Origin of the sequence: Nonomuraea aridisoli (assembly GCF_003236395.1) — a bacterium.
GTDB classification, from domain to species: Bacteria; Actinomycetota; Actinomycetes; order Streptosporangiales; family Streptosporangiaceae; genus Nonomuraea; species Nonomuraea aridisoli.
In genome coordinates this window covers 1-23145 of record NZ_POUD01000135.1, presented here as the reverse complement: position 1 = coordinate 23145, position 23145 = coordinate 1, and the positions used below count along the sequence as shown (strand labels likewise).

Annotated in this window: 23 protein-coding genes; 9 read left to right on the top strand and 14 right to left on the bottom strand. The window is 70.7% G+C overall.

Going from position 1 to position 23145, the window contains the following annotated elements; all coding sequences use genetic code 11:
• Both purH and purN read right to left on the bottom strand, forming a co-directional pair.
• Window positions 1-1361, bottom strand: a 1361-nt coding sequence (gene purH / locus C1J01_RS27825) for a bifunctional phosphoribosylaminoimidazolecarboxamide formyltransferase/IMP cyclohydrolase (protein WP_111181927.1), incomplete at its 3' end; no start/stop codon positions are given.
• Window positions 1358-1987: a phosphoribosylglycinamide formyltransferase gene (gene purN / locus C1J01_RS27820; RefSeq protein ID WP_220040123.1), complete on the bottom strand. Its 630-nt coding sequence runs from the start codon at window positions 1985-1987 to the stop codon at window positions 1358-1360. The genes purN and purH, both read right to left, overlap by 4 nt.
• A 77-nt stretch (window positions 1988-2064) precedes the next feature.
• Between purN and C1J01_RS27815 the strand changes: the two genes are divergently transcribed.
• Window positions 2065-2484 carry a hypothetical protein gene (locus C1J01_RS27815; RefSeq protein WP_235854713.1) on the top strand — a complete coding sequence of 140 codons (420 nt, stop codon included), beginning with the start codon at window positions 2065-2067 and terminating at the stop codon, window positions 2482-2484.
• 85 nt (window positions 2485-2569) lie between these two features.
• Here the strand turns inward: C1J01_RS27815 and C1J01_RS27810 are convergent, their stop codons facing one another.
• The 3 genes from C1J01_RS27810 to sucC form a co-directional block, all read right to left on the bottom strand.
• Complete coding sequence (locus C1J01_RS27810; RefSeq protein ID WP_111181924.1) at window positions 2570-4201, bottom strand: cell division protein PerM; 1632 nt, start codon at window positions 4199-4201, stop codon at window positions 2570-2572.
• Between the two features lie 118 nt (window positions 4202-4319).
• On the bottom strand, window positions 4320-5195 hold the full coding sequence (sucD, locus tag C1J01_RS27805) for a succinate--CoA ligase subunit alpha (RefSeq protein ID WP_111181923.1): 876 nt from the start codon (window positions 5193-5195) through the stop codon (window positions 4320-4322).
• 3 nt (window positions 5196-5198) lie between these two features.
• Window positions 5199-6380, bottom strand: a complete 1182-nt coding sequence (sucC, locus tag C1J01_RS27800; RefSeq protein ID WP_111181922.1) for an ADP-forming succinate--CoA ligase subunit beta — start codon at window positions 6378-6380, stop codon at window positions 5199-5201.
• Window positions 6381-6934: 554 nt separating this feature from the next.
• On the opposite strand from sucC, the gene C1J01_RS27795 reads away from it, so the two are divergent.
• A complete protein-coding gene (locus tag C1J01_RS27795) occupies window positions 6935-7810 on the top strand; it encodes a hypothetical protein (protein ID WP_111181921.1) in 876 nt (291 codons plus the stop codon).
• A gap of 108 nt (window positions 7811-7918) precedes the next feature.
• On the opposite strand, the gene galE is transcribed toward C1J01_RS27795, so the two are convergent.
• Complete coding sequence (gene galE / locus C1J01_RS27790) at window positions 7919-8896, bottom strand: UDP-glucose 4-epimerase GalE (RefSeq protein ID WP_111181920.1); 978 nt, start codon at window positions 8894-8896, stop codon at window positions 7919-7921.
• Between the two features lie 141 nt (window positions 8897-9037).
• On the opposite strand from galE, the gene C1J01_RS27785 reads away from it, so the two are divergent.
• The 4 genes from C1J01_RS27785 (at window position 9038) to C1J01_RS27770 (ending at window position 12027) form a co-directional block, all read left to right on the top strand.
• The gene (locus tag C1J01_RS27785; protein ID WP_111181919.1) at window positions 9038-10504 is read left to right on the top strand and encodes a glutamate-cysteine ligase family protein; all 1467 of its coding nucleotides are present in this window, start codon (window positions 9038-9040) and stop codon (window positions 10502-10504) included.
• Window positions 10501-10953, top strand: coding sequence for a neutral zinc metallopeptidase (locus C1J01_RS27780; RefSeq protein WP_235854712.1), 453 nt, complete (start codon window positions 10501-10503; stop codon window positions 10951-10953). The genes C1J01_RS27785 and C1J01_RS27780 overlap by 4 nt, the downstream gene beginning before the upstream one ends.
• A 77-nt stretch (window positions 10954-11030) precedes the next feature.
• Window positions 11031-11288, top strand: coding sequence for a WhiB family transcriptional regulator (locus C1J01_RS27775; protein ID WP_181448997.1), 258 nt, complete (start codon window positions 11031-11033; stop codon window positions 11286-11288).
• Window positions 11289-11316: 28 nt separating this feature from the next.
• Window positions 11317-12027: a CPBP family intramembrane glutamic endopeptidase gene (locus tag C1J01_RS27770; RefSeq protein ID WP_111181917.1), complete on the top strand. Its 711-nt coding sequence runs from the start codon at window positions 11317-11319 to the stop codon at window positions 12025-12027.
• Here the strand turns inward: C1J01_RS27770 and C1J01_RS27765 are convergent, their stop codons facing one another.
• Complete coding sequence (locus C1J01_RS27765; protein ID WP_111181916.1) at window positions 12028-13152, bottom strand: glycoside hydrolase family 19 protein; 1125 nt, start codon at window positions 13150-13152, stop codon at window positions 12028-12030.
• A 140-nt stretch (window positions 13153-13292) separates the two neighbouring features.
• Window positions 13293-14012, bottom strand: a complete 720-nt coding sequence (locus C1J01_RS27760; protein ID WP_111181915.1) for a PIG-L deacetylase family protein — start codon at window positions 14010-14012, stop codon at window positions 13293-13295.
• 98 nt (window positions 14013-14110) lie between these two features.
• On the opposite strand from C1J01_RS27760, the gene pcrA reads away from it, so the two are divergent.
• Complete coding sequence (gene pcrA, locus C1J01_RS27755) at window positions 14111-16363, top strand: DNA helicase PcrA (RefSeq protein WP_500048132.1); 2253 nt, start codon at window positions 14111-14113, stop codon at window positions 16361-16363.
• Here the strand turns inward: pcrA and C1J01_RS27750 are convergent.
• The 3 genes from C1J01_RS27750 to C1J01_RS27740 all read right to left on the bottom strand — a co-directional run bounded on the left by C1J01_RS27750 (window position 16339) and on the right by C1J01_RS27740 (window position 18940).
• A complete protein-coding gene (locus C1J01_RS27750) occupies window positions 16339-17229 on the bottom strand; it encodes an SAM-dependent methyltransferase (protein WP_111181913.1) in 891 nt (296 codons plus the stop codon). The genes pcrA and C1J01_RS27750 overlap by 25 nt on opposite strands.
• 131 nt (window positions 17230-17360) lie before the next feature.
• Complete coding sequence (locus tag C1J01_RS27745; protein WP_111181912.1) at window positions 17361-17960, bottom strand: TetR/AcrR family transcriptional regulator; 600 nt, start codon at window positions 17958-17960, stop codon at window positions 17361-17363.
• 50 nt (window positions 17961-18010) lie between these two features.
• Window positions 18011-18940, bottom strand: a complete 930-nt coding sequence (locus tag C1J01_RS27740) for a DMT family transporter (RefSeq protein WP_111181911.1) — start codon at window positions 18938-18940, stop codon at window positions 18011-18013.
• Window positions 18941-18980: 40 nt separating this feature from the next.
• Here C1J01_RS27740 and C1J01_RS27735 point away from each other — a divergent pair, with 40 nt between their 5' ends.
• A complete protein-coding gene (locus C1J01_RS27735; protein WP_235854711.1) occupies window positions 18981-19496 on the top strand; it encodes a MarR family winged helix-turn-helix transcriptional regulator in 516 nt (171 codons plus the stop codon).
• A 6-nt stretch (window positions 19497-19502) separates the two neighbouring features.
• Here the strand turns inward: C1J01_RS27735 and C1J01_RS27730 are convergent, their stop codons facing one another.
• From C1J01_RS27730 to C1J01_RS27720, 3 genes are all read right to left on the bottom strand, one after another.
• Window positions 19503-20501, bottom strand: coding sequence for a L,D-transpeptidase (locus C1J01_RS27730; protein WP_146615746.1), 999 nt, complete (start codon window positions 20499-20501; stop codon window positions 19503-19505).
• A gap of 101 nt (window positions 20502-20602) precedes the next feature.
• Window positions 20603-21235 carry a response regulator gene (locus tag C1J01_RS27725; protein WP_111181908.1) on the bottom strand — a complete coding sequence of 211 codons (633 nt, stop codon included), beginning with the start codon at window positions 21233-21235 and terminating at the stop codon, window positions 20603-20605.
• On the bottom strand, window positions 21232-22443 hold the full coding sequence (locus C1J01_RS27720; RefSeq protein WP_111181907.1) for an ATP-binding protein: 1212 nt from the start codon (window positions 22441-22443) through the stop codon (window positions 21232-21234). Before C1J01_RS27720 ends, C1J01_RS27725 begins: the two co-directional genes overlap by 4 nt.
• Window positions 22444-22555: 112 nt before the next feature.
• On the opposite strand from C1J01_RS27720, the gene C1J01_RS27715 reads away from it, so the two are divergent.
• Window positions 22556-23145: PspC domain-containing protein (locus tag C1J01_RS27715; protein ID WP_181448996.1), on the top strand; the 590-nt coding region annotated here is incomplete at its 3' end.

Genomic DNA, 23145 nt, shown 5'->3' with positions numbered 1-23145 from the left:
CCCGTCACCCGCTCCCCCGCCCGGGTGACCGCCAGCCGGCACGAGTCGACCCGGTTCACCTGGCCCATGCCCACGCCCACGGTCGCGCCGTCGCTGGCCAGCAGGATGGCGTTCGACTTCACCGAGCGGCAGGCCCGCCAGGCGAACTCCAGGTCGGCCAGCACCTCCGGCGAGGCGGGCGCGCCCGTCTTGAGCTCCCACTGCGAGGCCGCGTCGCCGGGCGCGTCCACGCGGTCGACGGTCTGGACGAGCAGCCCACCGTTGATCTTGCGGAACTCGGTCGGCTCGGACGGCCCCGACGGGCAGACCAGCAGGCGCAGGTTCTTCTTGCCCCGCAGCACCTCCAGCGCCTCGGCGTCATAGCCGGGGGCGACGACGACCTCGGTGAACACCTCGAAGATCTGCCGCGCGAGCTCGGCCGTGACCGGGCGGTTGACGGCGATCACGCCGCCGTACGCCGACACCGGGTCGCACGCGTGGGCCTTGCGGTGCGCCTCGGCCACGTCGGCGCCGATCGCGATGCCGCACGGGTTCTGGTGCTTGATGATGGCCACGCAGGGGTCGGAGAAGTCCCACGCGGCGCGCCAGGCGGCGTCGGAGTCGAGGTAGTTGTTGTACGACATCTCCTTGCCGTGCAGCTGCTCGGCGTTGGCGAGGCCGTCGGAGCCGGCCGTGTAGAGGGCGGCCCGCTGGTGCGGGTTCTCGCCGTAACGCAGGGTGGCCTTGCGCTGGTACGCCGTCCCCGCGAAGTCGGGGAACTCGTCCTCGGCGCCGTACGTGCCCGCGAACCAGTTGGCCACGGCCACGTCGTAGGCGGCGGTGTGGGCGTAGGCGATGCCCGCGAGGCGGCGGCGGTCGGTCAGCGTGAAGCCGCCCTCGGCCAGCGCGTTGAGGACGTCGCCGTAGAAGCCGGGGTCGACCACGACGGCGCAGGTGTTGTGGTTCTTCGCCGCGCCGCGGATCATGGCCGGCCCGCCGATGTCGATCTGCTCCACGCACTCGGCGTCGGACGCGCCGGAGGCCACCGTCTCCTGGAACGGGTAGAGGTTGACCACCACGAGCTGGAACGGGTCGATCTCCAGCTCCTCCAGCTGGGCGACGTGGTGCGGCTTGGTGACGTCGGCCAGCAGCCCGGCGTGCACGCGCGGGTGCAGCGTCTTGACCCGCCCGTCGAGGCACTCGGGGAAGCCGGTGAGCTGCTCCACCTTGGTCACCGGGATCCCGTAGGACGAGATCGCGGCGGCCGTCCCGCCGGTCGAGACGATCTCCACTCCGGCGCCGTCGAGGGCCCTGGCCAGCTCCTCGAGCCCGGACTTGTCGTATACAGCGATCAGCGCGCGCCGGATGGCGATGCGAGTCACGTGGATTCCCCTCCTGAATCGTTGCCGATGCGGACCGTACGTCCGCTGACCGTCCAGCCCTCACGGGCCATCCGGCCGACGATGTCGACGAGCAGGCGGCGTTCGACCGTCTTGATGCGCTCGTGCAGGACCGCCTCGTCGTCGTCCGGAAGCACGGGCACCGCCTCCTGGGCCACGATCGGCCCGGTGTCGACGCCCTCGTCGGCCAGCATCACCGTGCAGCCGGTCACCTTGACCCCATGGGCGAGCGCGTCGCGTACGCCGTGGGCGCCGGGGAACGACGGCAGCAACGCCGGATGGGTGTTCAGGACGGGAAAGGCGTCGAGCGTGGGTTTGCCGAGGATTTTCATGAATCCCGCGGACACGACGAGATCGGGGTCGTACGCGGCGATACGGGAGGCAAGAGCTTCATCCCATTCCGCCCGCGTCGCATAATCCCCCAATTTTTCAACAAAAGTCGGGATGTTTGCCCTGGCAGCCCTGGCCAGACCCTCGATTCCCTCCCTGTCCGCGCCGACGGCGACCACGCGAGCGCCGTACGACGGATCGGCGGAAGCGTCCAAAAGGGCCTGTAGGTTGGTTCCAGAGCCGGAGACGAGGACGACAAGCCGCCCAGCCTTAGACACGCGCACTCTCCACAAGAGAAAACAGGGTGGGGGTCACAGGGTATCCGTTCCCCTTCCGGCAACGCAGAGGAGGTCAGGTGTCGACACCGGTGCAGGCGCCGGCAGGCCAGCAGCCCGCGGAGTCCGCGGGCCGCCGAGCGATTTGGTTGTCCATCGCAGCGCTGGCGATGACGTTCATGTTGCCGCTAGCGGGGCTCGTCATGGCGTTGTTCGCGCTCATGACCGGCATCCGGGCGATCCCCCTGCTGAAGGAAGCCGCCAAGCCCCTGGGCACGGCGGTGAGCGGCATCACGGTCTCGTCGATCGCGTTGCTCCTGTCTGCCGGGGCCACTGCCATGCAGCTCTACCTCATGGACGAATACTCGGCCTACCAGGAGTGCATGAAGGGCGCCGGCACGGTGTCGTCGCAGGGTGAGTGCTTCACCCAGTTCCGCGACTCGGCCGAGCGCAAGCTCCCCGCCGACGTGCTGGAGATGCTCGGCACCGTCCAGCCGTAGCCCCTGGCCGCGGTTCCACGTGTACCGGGTCCGGTGGTAGCCCCCGGCCGCGGTCCCACGCGTACCAAAATCGAGCCGCGGCTCTTCAGTCGCGGTCCCACGCGTACGGGTCGAGGTAGATCACGTGGCCGCCTCGGTCGTCCGACTCGTCCACGATGTCCTTGCGCGGCGGCCGTACCGGCTCGGGCCCGGCCACCCGCGGCCTGGCCTGGGCCAGGGTCTCCGCCTCGGCCGAGGCGTGCTCGTCCTGCCAGTCGTCGCGGATGACCGGGATCTCCTGGGTGTCGGCCTCGGTGGCGTCCATCCAGTGGCCGGGCAGCGGCCGCGGGTCCGACTCGGCGAGGCCGACCTTGCTCGCCGCCTTGGCGAGCGCCGCGCCCGCCTTCCGTACGGGTGCCGCCGCCGCCTCGAGGGGCACCCGCGCGCGCTTGTTGATGATCAGCAGGTTCGTCACGCCGGCGGAGATGCCCGCGGCCACCCCGACCTCCAGCGCGACCGACAGCGCGACCTCCCAGGGCGAGGGCCCGACGGCGGCCAGCCGGGCGCCGCCGATGGGCCCGCCCGACAGCGCGGCCAGCACCCCGGCCACCAGCCCGGTCGTGACACCGGTCAGGAACCCCCACAGCGGCGCCGCCTCGTACGACGGTGAGGGCGCGATCCTGGCCACGATGACGCCCGCAACCGCCCCGGCCGCGAACGGCAGCGCGATCACCGCCATCATCCAGACCGACACCGTGCCGCTCTCGGGCAGCGCCCCGAGCAGCGGCAGGCTGGGCACCGTGCCGAGCTGCACGCCCGTGGGCGCGACCAGGGTGTCGGCGCCGATGGCGAACCCCGGGCCCGCGATGTACGACATGGCCCAGATGACCACGTTGAGCAGGTAGAGCAGCTGCAACAACATCAGCAGCACCCCGCCCACGAACCCGGGCGACAACACGTCGGACAGCTGCTTGACCTGCCCGAAGTTGAGCACCACCGCGACCAGCACCAGCACGAGCCCGGCCACCAGCAGCGCCAGCGTGGCGACCGCCGTGCCGACCGTCAGCGCGCGCACGCGCTCGGGCAGCAGCCGCAGCATGATCCGCCAGGGCCCGATCATCCGCGCCGTGGCCAGCGAGCCCGCCAGGAACGCCAGCGTGAAGTGGTAGAGCAGCGCCTCGCCGATGAACGGCTGTGTCACCTCGTTCTCGGCCACGATGGCGATCAGGCCCGCCAGCAGGGAGTACGGGGCCGCCAGCGACACCCCGGCCTGGGCGACCAGCACGAGCTGCGCCCGGCGCCGCGCCCCGGCCTGCTCCTTCGGGCTGTTCTTCGGCAGCCGGGCGGGCAGCCGCAGCCGCAGGTCGGCGTCGCGGGCCATCCATCGGGCCGCGCGGTAGAGCAGCAGGGCGGGCAGGATCATGAGCCCGAGCGGCAGCAGGCCGACGCGCCCGCCGGAGATCGCGAACCCGGCGTGGTGGGCGGCCAGCCACAACTGCGCCGCCGTACGGAAGACGCCGGGCAGCCCGGCGCCGAGCGCGCCGCTCGGCGCGGCGATCCAGCCGATCAGGGCGAGCGTGGTGAGCGCCGCCAGGCCGAGGCCGAGTGTGGCGGCGGCGGCGAGCATGCCCGACACCGGCAACGGCCGTCGCGTATCGTCGTCGTCGCTCGAAACCCCGGGGAGCTTGCCGAGCACCGATCGGGGGGCGGTACGCAACTGGTCGAAAATCGCCGTCACAGTAGGCGATTTTGTCAATCTTTCCCGACCAACGCTTGGTTGACGCGCCGCCCGGGGCTTACTTTGGCGCGGAAAAGCCCCGCGCGGGGGACCGCACGGGGCTCTCCGGGGGAAACGCTCAGCGAGCCTGCATGATCTCGCGCATGAGGCGGGCCGTCTCGGAGGGGGTCTTGCCGACGCGGACGCCGACCTTCTCCAGGGCCTCCTTCTTGGCCTGCGCCGTGCCGGCCGAGCCGGACACGATCGCGCCCGCGTGGCCCATCGTCTTGCCCTCGGGGGCGGTGAAGCCCGCGACGTAGGCGACGACCGGCTTGGTGACGTGCTGCTCGATGTAGGCGGCCGCCCGCTCCTCGGCGTCGCCGCCGATCTCACCGATCATGACGATCGCGTCGGTGCCGGGGTCGTCCTGGAACGCCTGCAGCGCGTCGATGTGGGTGGTGCCGATGACGGGGTCGCCGCCGATGCCCACCGCGGTCGAGAAGCCGAAGTCGCGCAGCTCGTACATCAGCTGGTAGGTCAGCGTGCCGGACTTCGAGACCAGGCCGATGCGGCCGGCGGTGGTGATGTCGGCGGGGATGATGCCGGCGTTGGAGGCGCCGGGCGAGGCGATGCCGGGGCAGTTGGGGCCGATGATGCGGGTCTTGTTGCCCTTCTCGACCGCGTACGCCCAGAACTCGGTGCTGTCGTGCACCGGCACGCCCTCGGTGATCACGACGCAGAGCGGGATCTCGGCGTCGATGGCCTCCTTGACCGCGTCCTTGGTGAACGCCGGCGGCACGAAGACGACCGACACGTCGGCGCCGGTCTTCTCCATCGCCTCCTTGACCGTGCCGAACACGGGCAGGCCCTCGTGCGTCGTGCCGGCCTTGCGGGCGTTGACGCCGCCGACGACCTTGGCGCCGGAGGCGAGCATGCGGCGGGTGTGCTTGGTGCCCTCACCGCCCGTCATGCCCTGAACGATGATCTTGCTGTTTTCCGTCAACCAGATGGCCATGGGTCACGCACCTACCGCAGCGAGCTCGGCGGCACGCTTGGCCGCTTCGTCCATCGTGTCCACCAGCTCGACGCGCGGGAGCGCGGCGTCGGCCAGAATCTGCCGCCCGAGCTGGGCGTTGTTGCCGTCGAGGCGCACCACCAGCGGGTGGCTGACCGCCTCGCCCCGGCTCTCCAGGAGCTTGAACGCCGAGACGATGCCGTTGGCGACGGCGTCGCAGGCGGTGATGCCGCCGAAGACGTTCACGAAGATCGACTTGACGCTCGGGTCGGAGAGGATGATCTCCAGGCCCGCGGCCATGACCTCGGCGGAGGCGCCGCCGCCGATGTCGAGGAAGTTGGCGGGGGACGGCTTGCCGGGGAACTCCTCGCCGGCGTAGGCGACCACGTCGAGCGTGGACATGACCAGGCCGGCGCCGTTGCCGATGATGCCGACGCTGCCGTCGAGCTTGACGTAGTTGAGGTCCTTCTCCTTGGCCTTGGCCTCGAGGGGGTCCTCGGCGGCCTTGTCGGCCAGCGCCTCGTGGTCGGCCTGGCGGAAGCCGGCGTTGTCGTCGAGGGTGACCTTGCCGTCGAGGGCCTTCACCTGGCCGTCGGCCGACAAGATCATGGGGTTGACCTCGACCAGCGTGGCGTCCTCGTCGACGAAGCAGCACCAGAGCTTCTCGATGAGCTCGGCGGCGCCGTCGAGGGCCTTCTCCGGCAGGCCGCCGGCCTGCGCGATCTCACGCGCCTTGGCGCGGTCGACGCCGTTCAGCGCCGAGACGGGCACCTTGGCGACCTTCTCCGGCGCGGTGTGGGCGACCTCTTCGATGTCCATGCCGCCCGAGGCCGAGCAGATGGCGAGGAACGTACGGTTCGCGCGGTCGAGCAGGAAGGAGAAGTAGTACTCCTCCGCGATCGCGCTGGCCTCCTCGACGAGCACCTTGTGGACCGTGTGGCCCTTGATGTCCATGCCGAGGATGGCCTCGGCCTTGGCGACGGCGTCGGCGGCGTCGTCGGCCACCTTCACGCCGCCGGCCTTGCCCCGGCCGCCGGTCTTGACCTGGGCCTTGACGACGACGCGGCCGGTCAACTGCTCCGCCGCCGCCCGCACCTCCTCAACCTTGTGGGCGACGATGCCGCGTGGCACCGGGATGCCGTAGTCGGCGAAGAGCTCCTTCGCCTGATGTTCGAACAGGTCCACGAGGGTCCGTCCTCTTCCGTTCCGACTGATGTTCGACGGCCCGGGCAACCCCGTGCGTGCCGGGCGTTTCCGCCAATGAAGCCTAGCCCGAAGCTTGACCTGCCCAGGTCATCGGGTCGCGGTTCTTCCGCTCTGTGACGCTGATCTCACCTCTCAAGACCCCCATGCACGGAAAATGCACAAATAAGTCGCCATCCTCCCCCTCGGTCGATATATGGTCGTGATCTTCGATCGGCAGGCTTGCACCCCTCTCCTTTCTGGCGAAGGAAACGCATGAAGCGAATTGTCGCGGCTCCGGCGTCGTCGACGGTCGTCTATGACCGCCGGCTCCGATGCCGTGCCCGCGAACCCGCTACGGGGGCTGCGCATGCGATACCTCGCCGGGGCGCGAGCCGCGGGGCCGCGCCGCATGGCGGCCGAAAGCCTGACGCGGAAGATTGTCAATGGCTCTCTGAATCTGCTCGGCCGCATGCCGTAATCGCCCGACGCGGCAAGCGTGGGGCTGTGGCGAGAAACACCAGCTCTTTCACTCAACAAAAGGAAACAAAGCAACGATGAAGCGAATCCTGACCGGCGTGGCGTTAGTCACGACCGCCGCCCTGGCGACCGCCACCCCGGCCATGGCCGCCGCCCCCAAGGACCCCGTGGTCGCGGTCAAGAAGAAGCTGAGCCCCGGCACGGGTGTGAAGTTCACCGAGCGCGCCACGCTCGACGTCGACGGCGACCGCCAGGTCTTCGCGCGTCGCTCCGGAGTCATGCAGGCCGGCAAGTCGGGCATCGCCGCCTCCGACATCACCGGCAAGCTGAACATCACGTCCAAGGATCTCGACGAGATCGAGGAGATCCTGGGCGAGGATGAGGAGCTCTCCGAGCTCATGCGGGCCATGGCCAAGCCGGAGCGCACGATCAGGGTCGGCACCACGTCGTACATGTCGGGCAACATGTGGACGTTGCTGCTGCCCGAGGGCCACACGTGGTTCAAGGCTCCCAACGGCCCGGCCGGCGGCACCATGGGCATCTACGGCCAGCCCATCAACCCGGCGGAGATCGGCACGCTGAAGACCCTGCTCAAGGGCGCCAAGGCCACGAGCAGCGGCTACACGGGCAAGATCACCGTGGGCAACCTGTGGAAGGCCTCTCCCTGGCTGCGGTCGTCGTGGGCCTCCACGCCCACCGCCAAGTCGAAGGCCGCGATCTCCTGGCGGCTCACCGTCAACGCGGCCGGCCTGCCGACCCGCCTGGTGTCGACGTACCCGGTGTCCGCCCTGCTCGGCTCCGGGAAGGGCACCCTGAGCGTGGACACCACCTACTCCGGCTGGGGCTCCAAGGTCTCGATCAAGGCGCCCTCGACGGAGGTCTCGGACAAGATGGCCGACGGCGAGACCGAGATCCCGCGCCTGGAGATCCCGCTCAGCCGCCTCGCCGACTGAGCTGACGGGCGACGTCCGGCCCTTCCCCGCCGCATCGGCGGGGAAGGGCCTTTTCCGTACGGGGGCGGCCTTCCGCGCTGGTGCCCACCGGGACCATGTGCCGAAAGATCAAGACAGGCGGGTGTCGCGCAGGCGCGCCCATTCCAGGGAATGCCTGATGCCGTCCTCGAGGGAGAACCGGGCGCGCCAGCCGAGCAGGCGGTGCGCCCGGTCGCTCCTGGTGTAGGCGCCGGCCGTGTCGCCGGGGCGCGCGGGGGCCTCCACCAGCTCGATCGGGCGGTCGGCGACCCGGTTGAACGCCTCGGCCAGCTCGCGCACGGTGGTGCCGGCGCCCGTGCCGAGGTTGATCACGTCGGTCTCCAGCGCGTCGAAGCGCCGCAGGGCGGCCACGTGGGCGGCGGCGAGGTCCCAGACGTGGACGTAGTCGCGGATGCCCGTGCCGTCGCGCGTCGGGTAGCCGGTGCCGGTGATCCGGAAGGGCACGCCCTCCTCGTACGCCTCGATCATCTTGCCCAGGGCGTGGCTGGGGCGACGCAGCTGCAGGCCCGTGCGCATGCCGGGGTCGGCGCCGACGGGGTTGAAGTAGCGCAGTGAAAGGATCTTGATGGGCCGGCTCGCCGCGATGTCGGCGAACATGGCCTCGCAGACCGCTTTCGTGCGCGCGTACGGGCTCTGGGGGTCGAGCGGGGAGTCCTCGGTCACCGTGTGGTCGTCGCCGGCGCGGTAGATCGACGCGGACGAGCTGAAGATCATGCGGGTACGGCCGTTGCGCAGCAGGTGGTCGGCGAACTCCAGGCTCTTGGCGACGTTCGCGCGGTAGTAGCCGATCGGGTCGGCCACGGAGTCGGGGACGACGATGAGCGCCGCGCAATGGACGACTGCCTCGATATCCGGATATTCAGTAAATATCTTGTCGATGAGTGGCCCGTCGCTGATGTCCCCTTCGTAGAACACCCGGCCCTCGGTGAACTCCCGCCGCCCCGTCACGAGACTGTCGAGGATCACGGGTTCGATGCCCGCGTCGAGACAGGCGGACGCGACCGTGCTGCCGATGTAACCCGCTCCGCCGGTGATGAGTACGCGCATGCCGGCACCCTAGCCATCGGCCCGTCCGGCCGCGCCGGATCCGGGCGTGCGCGCGGGGGCCGGTATCGGGAGTTCCACGGGGGCGTTCGGTTTCCGTTCGCGGGGTGGTCTCGGCGGCTGCGGCGTGCGACATTTCGTGATATGGGCAAGGACGTGCCGGCGGTCGCGTTCAGCAGGGACGATCGGCGGAAATATCGGGAAAAGGTGCATCGATGCCTCGATGTCCTCGCCCAGATGTTGCGCGAGTCCCGCTTCGCGTTCGACCACCCGCTGGCCGGCCTGGAGATCGAGCTCAACATCGTGGACGCGATCGGCGATCCGGCCATGCGCAACGCACAGGTGCTGGACGCGATCGCCCGCCCCGACTGGGCGACGGAGCTCGGGCAGTTCAACGTCGAGATCAACATCGAGCCGCAGGACCTGCGCGGCGACGGCGCCGTACGGCTGGAGGACGACGTCAGGGCCCGGCTCAACCACGCCGAGGAGCGCGCCAGGTCGCAGGGCGCCCACCTGGTCATGATCGGCATCCTGCCCACGCTGCGCGAGCAGGACCTCGGCGCGGGCACGCTCTCGGCGAACCCGCGCTACCGGCTGCTCAACGAGCAGATCTTCGCCGCCCGCGGCGAGGACCTGCACCTGTGCATCGATGGCGTCGAACGCCTCGACACCCACGCCGACAGCGTCGCGCCCGAGGCCGCGTGCACGAGCGTGCAGCTCCACCTCCAGGTCGGCCCCGAGGAGTTCGCCGCCCACTGGAACGCGGCCCAGGCCATCGCGGGGCCCCAGGTCGCGGTGGCCGCCAACTCGCCGTACCTGTTCGGCAGGGAACTGCTGCGCGAGACCAGGATCGCGCTGTTCGAGCAGGCCACGGACACGCGGCCGGCGGAGCTGAAGGCGCAGGGCGTACGGCCGCGGGTCTGGTTCGGGGAGCGCTGGATCACCAGCGTCTTCGACCTGTTCGAGGAGAACGTCCGCTACTACCCAGCCCTGCTGCCGCTCTGCGAGGACGAGGACCCGCGCGCCGAGCTCGACCAGGGCCGCGTCCCGTGCCTGCACGAGCTGACCCTGCACAACGGCACGATCTACCGGTGGAACCGCCCGGTGTACGCGGTCGTGGACGGCGTGCCGCACCTGCGCGTCGAGAACCGGGTCCTGCCGGCCGGCCCCTCCGTGGCCGACGTCGCGGCCAACGCCGCGTTCTACTACGGGCTGATGCGCGTGCTGCCGTACGACGAGCGGCCGATCTGGAGCCGGATGTCGTTCCGTACGGCGGAGGACAATCTCACCGCGGCGGCCCGCGACGGGCTGGACGCGCGGCTGTACTGGCCGGGGATGGGCGAGGTGCCGGCATCCGAGCTGATCCTGCGGCGGCTGCTGCCCCTGGCGTACGAGGGGCTGGACAGGTGGGGCGTGGACCGTCCCGCCGCCGAACGGCTGCTGTCGATCATCGAGGGCCGCTGCCTGACCGGCCGCACGGGCGCGACCTGGCAGGTGGGACGCGTACACGCGCGCGGCGGCGACCGCCACACGGCCCTGCGCGGCATGACCCTCGAGTACGTCGAACGCATGCACACCAACGAACCCGTCCACACCTGGGACGCCCTGTGATCCGTGCCCTGGTCGCCGCCCTCGTCCTGGTGCTCGCCGGCTGCGGCGTCGTCCCCCGCCCCTCCATGGACACCGCGGGCGCCGACTCGTTCGCGGACGACGTGCGCACGGCGCGCACGCTGGGCGAGGAGTTCTGGACCCAGCAGTTCCGGCGGCTCGGCCGGACGTACCAGCCGATCGAGGCCTTCATCCCGTACGCGGGCGATTCAGGGCCCGACTTCGTCCAGCTCGAGCTCCAGGCCGACTGCTACGCGGGCGGCACGCTGTCGGCCCTCGTCGGCTCGGGCGTGCTGACGGCCGAGGCGGGCGACGAGGAGGAGCTGCTCCTCAGCCTGGCGGCGGCCGGCGACCCGACGGACGACTGGTTCGACCCGAACGCCCACGGGATGGCCGAGCAGCGGCAACTGGCGTTCGCCAAGGGATATCGGGGCGGAGTGGACGCCTGCTGAGGGTCGCCCCTGGGTGTAGAGACGGGTCAACCCAGAGGATGATGTGAGCGATCATGGTCTCGCTCTACCGTGGACGCATGCATGTGGAGGAGATCCGCTGGCTGCGCCGGGGGGCGTGCAGGTCCAGCGACCCCGACCTCTTCTTCCCGCCGGCCCCCACCCCCGCGCAGGAGGCCCTGGCCAAGGCGGTCTGCGCCGGTTGCCAGGTGCTGCGGGAGTGCCGTGACTACGCCCTGCGCGCCGGCGAGGCGGAGGGCATCTGGGGCGGCCTCACCCCGCAGGAGCGCCGCCGCAGCCGTTTCCCGGAGGGCTGGCGCCGTCCGGCCGCCTCCTGAGATCCCGGTGGCGACGTAGCCTGCAAGGGTGCTGCTGCGCTCGATCGCCGTCCTCACCGCCGCCAACATCATGAACAACAAGATCGCCCCCCGCCTCGGGCCGCTGACCTCCACGGTCGCGACCGCCGCCCTGGTGGCGATGGCGCGCAGGTCGGGGGCGTCGTGGCAGGAGATCGGGTTCGAGCGCGGGCGCCGGGGCGCCGTCGTGGGCGGCGCGCTGGCCGCGGTCGTGGCCGCCGGCTACACCGCCGGCGTCGCCTGGCCCCGCACCAGGCCGCTCTTCCACGACGCGCGGGCCCTGTCGCTCAGCCGCGCCCGCGTGCTGGAGGAGGCCCTGCTCCAGGTGCCGCTGGGCACGGTCCTGCTGGAGGAGGCCGGTTTCAGAGGTGCCCTGTACGCCATGCTGCGCCGCCGTCACGGCGCGGCGACCGCGACGGCCGTGTCCTCGTGCCTCTTCGGGCTCTGGCACATCCTGCCCGCCGTCGACATGGCCCGCGCCAACCCCGCGCTCGGGACGCTGGCGGCCGGCGAGACCCCCGGCCACCTCGACACCGCCCGGGTGGTGGCGGGCAGCGTCGTGTCGACGGCCGCGGCCGGGGTGTTGTTCTGCGAGCTGCGCCGCCACCACGGTCTGCTCGCCCCCGTGCTGCTGCACCTGGCCACCAACTCTCTCGGCTACCTCTTCGCCCGTCTCGCGGCGCGGTGCGCGACCCCCGAGGCCGCGCACCGCACTTCTTGATCAGCAGTACAGGTTGCCGCCCGGGGAGACCCCGAGGATCTGCGTGAACCACTGGTAGGAGGCCACCCGGCTCTGCACCTGGGCGGAGTTCTTGCCGTCGCACTCCAGGGCGCCGTTGATGCTGCGGATCGTCTGGCCGAAGCCGGAGCCGTTCACCATGGCGTCGTGCGGCGTCATCCAGCCCGCGCCCTTCTGCGTGTTCCAGAACCACAGGCCGGTCTTCCAGGCCACGGCCGCGTCGTTCTGCACCAGCCAGGGGTTGTGCAGCAGGTCGATGCCGAGCGCGTCACCCGCCGCCTTGTAGTTGTAGTTCCAGCTCAGCTGGATGGGGCCGCGGCCGTAGTACGCCGACTGGCCGGCCGGGCAGCCGAACGACTGGCCCCAGTCGCAGTAGTGCGAGTAGTTGGCGGTGTTCAGCTCGACCACGTACTTCAGGCCGCCGGTCTCGTGGCTGACGTTCGCGAGGAACGCCGCGGCCTCCTGCTTCTTCACCGTGTCGCTGCCGGTACGGGCGAAGCCCGGGTAGGCGCCGAGCGCGGCCACCAGGCCGTTGTAGGTGTAGAACGGGTTCCGGTTCGGGAACATCTGGTTGAACTGCGCCTCGCTGACCACGAAGCCGCTCCCGGAGCCGCCCCCGGTGGGCGCGTTCCACTTCTGGTTGGCGGTGCCGGCGCACTCCCAGAGCTGCAGGCGGGTGCCGTTGGCCGGGTTGTTGTCCGTCACGTCCAGGCACTTGTTCGCCGTGGGGTTGACGATGTCGTGGGCGGCGGTCACGACCCACTTCTGGTTGGTGCTCCCGGCGCAGTCCCAGAGCTGCACCTTCGAGCCGTTGGCCGTGCCCCAGTCGACGATGTCGAGGCACTTGCCGAGGGCCCGCAGAGTGCCGTCCCCGGCGACGGTCCAGCGCTGCGCGTCGGTGCCGTTGCAGTCGTACAGCACCACGGGGGTGCCGTTGGCGCTGTTGGCGCCGGCGACGTCCACACATTTGCCCGCGAGCCCGGTGATGCTGCCGGTCGGGTCGGCGGCCGAGGCGGGCGAGACGGCGAGCGAGGAGAAGATCGCCCCCAGCGCCAGCACGACGGCGGCCCAGAGCGCGGGCCGGCCGGTGAGATGCCTTCTCAGCATGAGATCTTCGTTGTCCCTTCAGGTAGGCGGGATCCAGCTTTGGATCCGGCCATCCGCCGAAGGTAAACCGAAATCTCACACAAAAGTACGTATTTTTACCATTTGTCGCTTGTTGTGCCCGATGTCGCCCTCTATGGGGCTCAGGCCGTGGAGACCACCTGGAAGCCCTCCGCGTAGCGGCCCTCGCCGAAGCCGGCCTCCTCCGCCCAGGCGGCGAAGCGGCCCTTGACGAACTCCACGAAGCCCTCGACGTGGGCGACCTGGCTGACGTGCGCCTGCAGGGCCGCAAGCTTGCGGTCCACGGCGTCGGTGATGTCCACGTAGTGATCAGGGGTGGAGCCGCCGGTCAGCCACACCTCGCGCACCGTCCACGCCTCCAGCCCCTCCTCCTGGAGCAGCTCGGGGAACGCGTACGGGTTGCGCGCGTCCGGGTAGACCGCGTCGAGGGTCGCTCCTCCTACCGCGCGGTGGTCGGGATGGCTGGGCGCGATGAACCGGTAGTTGCGCTCCGGGTGCTGGGCGATGACCAGGTCGGGCCGGACCTGGCGGATCACCCGGGCGATGTCGCGCCGGAGCTCCAGCGAGGGCTCCACCCGCCCGTCGGGGTAGCCGAGGAACCGCACGTCGGTGACGCCCACCGCCTTGCCCGCCGCCAGCTGCTCGGCCCTGCGCAGCTCCGCCATGCCGGCGTTGTCCAGGGTCCGCTCGTTGCCGCCCGCGTCGCCGTCCGTGACCACCAGGTACGTGACCTCCACGCCCCGGTCGACGAGCAGCGCCACGCTGCCCGCCGATCCGAAGTCGGCGTCGTCGGGGTGGGCGGTGACGACGAGCACCCGGCGAATCTCGCTGTCCGGCAGCATGGCTCCCCTTTCTGGAACATCCTTCTGGGGGGACAACCGGCGGCCGCCCGAAGGCATTCCGGGCGCGCTTTGTCGGTGGGGCGTCTTAACCTAGGTAGGTGCCGACCCAAGTCTCTGTTGACCACCCCTTGCTCGACGGCCTCAACCCTCAGCAGCGTGAGGCCGTGCTCCATCATGGCAGTCCGCTGCTGATCGTGGCGGGGGCCGGGTCAGGGAAGACGCGGGTGCTCACCCACCGCATCGCCTACCTGCTGGCCGAGCGCGGCGCGCATCCCGGCGAGATCCTGGCGATCACGTTCACCAACAAGGCCGCCAAGGAGATGAAGGAGCGCATCGACAAGCTGGTCGGGCCGCGTTCCAAGGCCATGTGGGTGATGACGTTCCACAGCGCCTGCATGCGCATCCTGCGGCGCGAGGCCAAGCGGCTGGGGTTCCCGTCCAGCTTCTCGATCTACGACCAGGCCGACTCCCAGCGGCTCATGGCGATGGTCTGCCGCGAGATGGAGCTCGACCCGAAGCGCTACCCGCCGCGCTCGTTCTCGGCGCAGGTCAGCAACTTCAAGAACGAGCTGGTCGACTACGAGACGGCGCTCGACAAGGCCGGCTCCCACCTGGAGAAGACGCTCGCGCAGGCGTACAAGGCCTACCAGCTCAAGCTGACCGAGGCCGGCGCGATGGACTTCGACGACATCATCATGAACACGGTGACGTTGTTCCAGCTCTTCCCCGAGGTGGCCGCGCACTACCGCATGCGGTTCCGGCACGTCCTGGTCGACGAGTACCAGGACACCAACCACGCCCAATACGTGCTGATCCGCGAGCTGGTCGGGCATCCCGAGGTGCGCACGGCCGACGGCGACGTGGTGCGGGAGGGCGCCGACCAGTCCGAGCTGTGCGTGGTGGGCGACGCCGACCAGTCGATCTACGCCTTCCGGGGCGCGACGATCCGCAACATCCTGGAGTTCGAGCGAGACTACCCCGACGCCCGCACCATCCTGCTGGAGCAGAACTACCGCTCCACCCAGAACATCCTGGCCGCCGCCAACGCGGTGATCTCGCGCAACGAGTCGCGCAAGCCGAAGAACCTCTGGTCCGACCAGGGCGACGGCCCCAAGATCGTCGGATACGTGGCCGACAACGAGCACGACGAGGCCATGTTCGTCGCGCAGGAGGTCGACCGGCTCAGCGACGAGGAGGGCGTGCGGCCCGGCGACGTCGCGGTCTTCTACCGCACCAACGCGGCCTCCCGCGTGTTCGAGGAGATCTTCATCCGCACCGGGCTGCCGTACAAGGTGGTCGGCGGCGTGCGCTTCTACGAGCGCAAAGAGGTCAAGGACCTGCTGGCCTACCTGCGCGTGATCGCCAACCCGGCCGACGTGGTGTCGCTGCGGCGCATCCTCAACGTGCCCAAGCGCGGCATCGGCGAGCGGGCCGAGGCCATGGTCGAGGCGCTGTCGTCCCGCGAGCGCATCACGTACTGGGAGGCCCTGCAGCGCGCCGACGAGGCGTACGGCATGGCCACGCGCTCGCTCAACGCGATCCGCGAGTTCGTCGCGATGATCGAGGAGCTGATCGCCAAGGCCGAGGGCGTGCCGCCGTCGACGCTGGCCGAGGAGATCCTGGTGGCCACCGGCTACCGCGCCGAGCTGGAGGCGTCCGAAGACCCGCAGGACGAGTCGCGCCTGGAAAACCTCAACGAGCTCATCTCGGTCGCCTCCGAGTTCGAGGAGGCCAACCCGGAGGGCACGCTGGTGGAGTTCCTGGAGCAGGTGTCGCTGGTGGCCGACGCCGACCAGATCCCCGACGCCGACGGCGGGCAGGGGGTGGTCACCCTGATGACCCTCCACACGGCCAAGGGGCTGGAGTTCCCCGTCGTGTTCCTGACCGCCATGGAGGACGGCGTCTTCCCGCACGTCCGCTCGCTCGGCGAGCCCAAGGAACTGGAGGAGGAGCGGCGGCTGGCCTACGTCGGCATCACGCGGGCGCGGCAGCGGCTCTACCTCACGCGGGCGGCCGTGCGCAGCTCGTGGGGGGCGCCGTCGTTCAACCCGGCCTCGCGGTTCGTCAACGAGGTGCCGGCGCAGCTGGTCGACTGGCGTACGGATCCGGAGAAGTCGGCGTGGAGCGCGGCCACCCGCCGCGAGCCGGCCGCGCGGCCGGCGCCCGCCAAGAGCGGCGGCCGCACGGTGCCCTCGCTGGCGCCGGGCGACCGGGTGACGCACGACGCGTTCGGGCTCGGCACGGTGGTGTCGGTCGACGGGGTCGCGGAGAAGACCAAGGTCAAGATCGACTTCGGCACCGGCGGCGAGAAGACCCTCCTCCTGGCCTACGCCCCTCTCGAAAAGCTCTGAGAGGTCGCGCGGAGAAGCGCTGTGGCGAGGCGGCCGCGGCCCGACCCCGGCTGGGCAGGATCGAACGCGGGTGGTGCCGTTCGCCCGTGTTCGGCCAGCACCTCCGTCAGGTCCCGCACCGTGGCGATCCATCCCCGCTTCGTCAGCCACTCCCCGAGCGGTTCGGCCGGACCGCCCTGCCACAGGTCGACGAGCTCGCGTGAGACGTCGGCGCGGGCGGAGCGGAGCAGGGGAGAGTCCTCCATGTGCTCCACGGCCAGGACACTGCCCGGCGCCGACAAACCGGTGACGCGGTCGAGAAGGAGGTCGGCCGCCTCGGGCGGCAGGGCGTAGAGAAGCCCCTCGGCCAGCCAGGCGGCGGGCCGGTGCGGGTCGAAGCCCGCCTGCGTCAGCGCCCGCGGCCAGTCCTCGCGCAGGTCGGCGGCCACCTCGACGCGGCGGCACGCGGGGGTCGCGCCGTGCGCGGCGAGAACCGCGCCCTTGAAGGCCAGCACGTCCGGGAGGTCGAGCTCGTGGACGGTGGTGCCCGCGGGCCACGACAGCCGGTACGCGCGGGCGTCCATGCCGCAGCCCAGGAGGACGACCTGGTCGCACGTGGCCACGGGCCCGGCGTGCTCGCCCCGTGTGGCGGCCAGCAGCGCGTCGTCGAGGAACCGGGTGCGCACGGCGACCTGCTCGCTCATCGTGCGCAGAAAACTCTCCGCGAGGCCGGCAGGCCGGGCGGAGGCGTCGAGGAACCACTGCGCGTAGGGGTCGTCGAAGAGCCGGTCGGGGCGGCGGCTCTCCAGGGCGCGCAGCACGGCGACGCCCAGGGCGGTCGCGCCGATTCCGGATAGGTGGCCGGGGGCACCGGGTCGGTGAATCACGGGTCCTGCTCCTCTTCGTCGATGGCCGATGCGCCGGGTCGGCGGCGGCAAGGGCGCGGCTACCAAAAGCGAACGTTCGTTCTTTCAAGAGAAGCTCGTGTCCCGGCCTCAGTCAAGAACGAACATTCGCTTTACCGCTTGGCCGACATCAGCGCCCGCAGGCCGTCACGGAACCCCGCCGTATCGGCTCGGCCGCCGTAGACCGCGCGCTGCACCAGGAATCCGTGCACGACGGCGACGAGCACCCCGGCCACCTCCTCGACGGGCACGTCCGCGGGCAGCAGCCCGCGCCGTTGATGCGCTCTCACCAGGTCGCCGACCACCACGCGCGCCTCCTCCATGACCTCGTGCAGCTTCTCGGAGAGCGAGGGCGAGCGCAGCGCCTCCGACCAGACCTGGATCAGCAGCCGGGCCGACTCCTCGGAGGCGGCCAGTGGCGGGCGGTCCACCCTCAGCAGCAGGTCGACGATGTCGTCGAGCCCGGGCGGCCGCTCGGCGTCGTCCACCCGGAACGCCGCCGCGACCTCGCCGAGGGACTCCGCGGCGATCGCCGCGATGATGTCGTCCTTGCCCTTGAAGTAGCGATAGACGGCGCCGGCCGACAACCCGGCCTCGGCGAGCACGTCCTGCATGGACGTGGCGTGGAAGCCGTTGCGGACGAAGCAGCGGCGGGCCGCGTCCAGGATCTGCCTGCGACGTGCTTCGAGGTGCTCCTTGGGCATGCGAGCCATGGCACCTCAACGTAGAACGAACATTCGTCCGTGACAAACGACCGTCTTGGTCAGCCTCCGGTGCGCCCTGGGCTCAGGTCCGCCGCGTCGGGGTCCCGCCCGGCACGGGCGGACCGGAGGACCGCGACGAGGCGCGCCGCCGCCGGCCGGCCGAGGAGGATGCCGAGGAACACGAGCGCGAGCCCGCAGATCTGGTGGGGCGCGAGCGTCTCGCCGGCGATACCGGCGCCGAGCAGCACGCCCGTCATCGGGTTGAGCAGGCCGACGAGCCCGACGGTGCCGGCGCTCAGGTGGCGCAGACCGGCGAACCACGCGGCGAAGGCGAGCGCGGTCGCCACGACCGTGACGTACCCGAAGGCGAGCAGCGCGGGAATGTCCAGGGCGGGCGGCGGGCCCTCCACCACGGCGGCGACCGGCACCAGCGCCGCTCCCCCGGCGACCAGTTGCCACGAGGTCAGCGAGAGCACGTCGACACCCGTGCTCCACTTCTTCGCCAGCACGTACCCGAGCGACGACATCACCATGGCCGCGACGGAGGCGAGCACGCCGGAGAAGTCGACGGCGACGGCGCCGTCCAGCAGCATGAGGCAGACGCCGGCGATCCCGATGGCGGCCCCGGCGAGGTGGGCGACGCGCGGGCGTTCGGACAGCGTCGCCCAGGCGATCAGCATCATGGCGACCGGCGAGGTCGCCATGATCGTCGAGGCGATGCTCGTCGGCAGGACCTGCGCGGCCAGGTAGACCAGCGCGAAGAACGCGCTCATGTTGAGCGTGCCGAGCACCAGCGACTTCCACCACCACGACCCGCGCGGCAGCGCACGACAGGCGAGCAGGAGCAACAGACCGGCGGGCAGGGCCCGGATGGCGGCGCCGTACAGCGGATAGTCGACCGGCAGGAACCGGTGGGTGACGAAGTACGTCGTCCCCCACGCCACGGGCGCGATCGCGGTGACGACCACCCACCGGAAATTAGCTTCCATGGAAGGGACTATAGCTTCCAAGGAAGCTACAGTGGAGCCCGTGAGCTCCATCGACCATGTCGCCCGCATCCAGCAGGCCTGGGCCCGCGAACGGCCCGACCTCGACGTCAGCCCGCTGGGCGTGATCGGCCGCCTGCACCGCCTCGCCGGCCATCTGACCGAGCAACTTCTCCTCGTCTACCGGCGCTACGGGCTCCAGGAGGGCGAGTTCGACGTCCTCGCCGCCCTCCGGCGGGCCGGCGAGCCCTTCGAACGCGCCCCCGGAGAGCTGGCCGCCTTCACCATGGTCACGACGGGCGCGATGACCAAGCGCATCGACCGCCTGGAACGCAACGGCCTGGTCACCCGCCGCCGCAGCAGCACCGACGGCCGCGGCCGGGTCGTCGCCCTGACCGAGGCCGGCCGCGAGCTGATCGACCAGGCGTTCACCGACCACGTCCGCAACGAACGCCGTCTGGTCGAGCTCCTGCCCCCCGAAGACGCCGCTCGCCTGGAAGCCCTGCTCGCCACCTGGCTGACCCACTTCGAGACCCCGCAGGCGGAGCGTGACGTCTGAGGGCCGTTACAGGGCGCTGCCCTTCTTCCACTGGGTCCAGTTCAGCTGCCAGTAGCTCCAGCCGTTGTTCCACTCCAGCTTGCGCTTGGTGCCGGTGATCTTCACCACGTCGCCGCGCTGGGAGATGGTGTAGAACCACTTGGCGCCGGCCGGGGTGGCGCGGACGCAGCCGTGGCTCTGGTTGGAGCGGCCGAGGAAGTGGTAGTCGCCGGCGCTCTGGTGGACGTACTCGCCGCTGTCGGAGATGCGGACCGCCCACGGGATCTCCAGCTTGTAGTAGAGCGGGTCCTTCGGGTCCGTCACGCCCATCCAGGACGACGTCATGGTCTCGACGGCCTTCTTGCCCATCGTCAGGTGCACGCCGCTGGTGGTGAGGTAGACGTCCACGCCGTTCCTGACGAGGCCGCCGCTGCCGGCGCTGATCGGGATCTTCCTGGCGAGCTTGCCGTCGCGGTAGACCTTCATCACGTGCTTGCGGGTGTCGACCACCGAGACGTTGGACGTGCCCACGGCGAAGCGGCGGGTGACGTCCTTGGCGCCGGTGTTGCCGGGCAGTTCGGACAACCGGGCGGTGAAGAGCACCTTCTGGTGCGGCTTCCAGTACGTCTTCGTCCGGTAGATGACCTTGCGGTCCGACACCCAGCGCCAGGCCCCCTCCACCGGCTTGTCGGCCTGCACCTCCAGCAGCGCCTCGACGTCGGCCTTGTGCCTGTCCTTCACGTCACGGTCGAACGTGACGATGATCGGGAAGCCGACGCCGACCTTCTCCACCTTCTCCCCCATCGGGGTGATGTCGGCGATGCGGAGCTTGATCTTCCGCACCGGCGCGGCGGCCTTCGCGGCGGCGACGGGCGCGTCCGCCGTGGCCGACGGCGTCGGCGCGACCGGCGCGGCGGTGGCGGCTGCGGGTACGGCGGGGACGGGGGCCGGGACGCTCTCGGCCGCGCAGGCCGTGACGGTGAAGAGCGCGAGCAGGGCGGGCAGCATCGGGGGGACGCGCTTCACAGTGGACTACTCCTGGATCAGCTGTGGCATTCCTTCTCTTGAGACACGTGACTGATCCGTTTCGTCGTCACACAGCCGATAACCATCCCGTAACAGCTGGATCACACGAGGCGTCGCGCGGTGGCCCAACGGGACAGTTCGTGACGATTGGAGAGCTGGAGCTTGCGCAACACCGACGACACGTGCGTCTCCACGGTCTTGACCGAGATGAACAGCTCCTTGGCGATCTCCTTGTACGCGTACCCGCGCGCGATCAGCCGCAGCACCTCCCGCTCCCGCTGCGTCAGGGAGTCGAGCTCCGGGTCGATCGACGGCGCCTCGGAGGAGGCGAACGCGTCCAGCACGAACCCGGCCAGCCGCGGCGAGAACACCGCGTCGCCCTCGGCCACCCGGCGGATGGCGTCGGTCAGCTCCTTGCCGCTGATGTTCTTGGTGACGTAGCCGCGGGCACCGCCCCTGATGACGCCGATGACGTCCTCAGCGGCGTCGGAGACCGACAGCGCCAGGAACCGCACCTGTGAGCCCGAGCCCAGCACCCGGCGCAGCACCTCCTGGCCGCCGCCCCCGGGCATGTGCACGTCGAGCAGCACCACCTCGGGCTGGTGCTCGGCGATGGCCTTGACCGCCGACTCGACGTCCTCCGCCTCGCCCACCACCTCGATCGAGTCGCCCAGCTCGGCGCGCACACCGGATCGGAACAACCGATGGTCATCGACGATCAGTACGCGCGTCATGCCTTCTCCACCTTCATCGTCAACATCACTTCCGTGCCCTCGCCGGGCTCGGTACGGACGCGGGCCGAGCCTCCGTGGCGTTCCATTCTCCCGATGATGGACTCCCTGATGCCCATCCGGTCGAGCGGCACCGCCTCGAGGTCGAAGCCCTTCCCCCGATCCTTCACGAAAATCGTGACCTCTTCACCCTCGACTTCGGCGTACACGGAGATGGACGGGCTCCCGGAGTACTTGGCGGCGTTGACCATCGCCTGCCGCGCGGCCTTCAGCATGGCGCCCAGCCTGCCCTGCTGGTCGAGGGCGATGTCGCCGACGCAGACCACCTCGATGGGCACGCCGTGCGCGTCCTCCTCCTCGGCGGCGATCCGGCGTACGGCGGCGGCGAGGGTGGCGTCGGCGTCCTGGGCCGGCTGGTAGAGCCAGTTGCGCAGCTCCCGCTCCTGCGAACGGGCCAGGCGGGAGACCTCACGCGGGTCGTGGGCGACGCGCTGGATCAGGGTGAGCGTGTGCAGCACCGAGTCGTGCACCATGGCCGCCACCTCGGCGCGCTCCTCCTGCCGGATGCGCTCGCGCCGTTCCAGCTGCAGCTCCTTCCACAGGCCGGCCAGCCAGGGGGTGGCGATGACGGCCAGGCCGCCGACCACCACGATGGTGAACAGCAGGCCGGGCCTGGCCTGGGCCAGCTCGCCCTGGGAGTACAGGAAGCCGACCGCCCCCACCACGACGAGCGCGACACCGAGCAGCGTGCGCACGCGGTTCTTCCTGATGCTGGCCGCCGCGCCGGTCATCCAGGTGCGGCGGCGTTCGGGGTCGGCCTGCTGCCACAGGATCAGCGCGCCGATCCCGCCCACCGCGAACGGCAACATGCCGATGCCTCCCTGGGAGGCCCCGGTCAGCCAGCCGAACGCGAACAGCGCCACCCCGATCGCGGTGAACGCGGCCAGCTGGCTCCAGTCACGCTGCGGCTCCACCCGCTCGGGCGCCTGCCGCGGCGTCACCATCCACAACACCGCGTACGCCACCATGCCGGGGGCGCCGCCGACCACGCTGAGCAGCACGAACGTCAGCCTGACCACCACGGGGTCGAGCTTGAGCTGCGCGGCGAGCCCCTGGGCGACACCGCCGAGCAGGCGGCCCTCCATGGGGCGCGTCATCCGGCGGTAGGGCGTGTCGCCGCTCTGCTCGGCGAGAGTCCTCTGGTCAGCCATAACATCGCCATCGTCACATGTCCGGGCGTCATGGGCATCAGGGAGCGACCCCCGGGGCGGCTCAGGGATCTCCCCGATGCGGGCACCCGCCGGTCGGGTCCAGGATGGTTCCATGACAGAAGCTCCGCCCAGACCGCCCTCGGCCGGCCCCCGTGAGCTGCGGCGCAGCAGCGAAGGGCGCTTCCTCATGGGCGTCTGCGCGGGGCTCGGGCGTCACACCGGCATCGACCCCGTGGTGTTCCGGGTCGGTTTCGTGCTGCTGCTGCTCGGGTCCGGCATCGGGCTGTTCCTCTACCTGGCGGCGTTCCTGCTCATGAAGGAGCCGAACGGCCGGCCCGGCTTCATCGAGCACTGGACGCGGCGCGACTTCGACGCCGAGACCGTGATGGCACTGCTGACGGCGGTGCTGGGGTTCGGGTTGGCGATCAACCTGATGACGGTGTGGATCGACACGGCGACGCTGGCGGTCGGGGTGCTCCTGGCCGTGTCGCTGCTGGCCGCCCACTCCCGCGGGGTGGACCTGCTGGCGCTGGCCCGGTCGATGCCGGAGCGGCTGACCAGGAAGCGCGGCGCGGAGCGCCCGGCGGCCTCGTACACGGAGGCGCCGCCGCCTGCGCCGGTGCGCTCGCCCGAGCCGGGGCCGGCGCCGCCGACCACCACCGTCCGCCCGCCCGAAGCCGACCCCGCGCCGCCGACCACCGC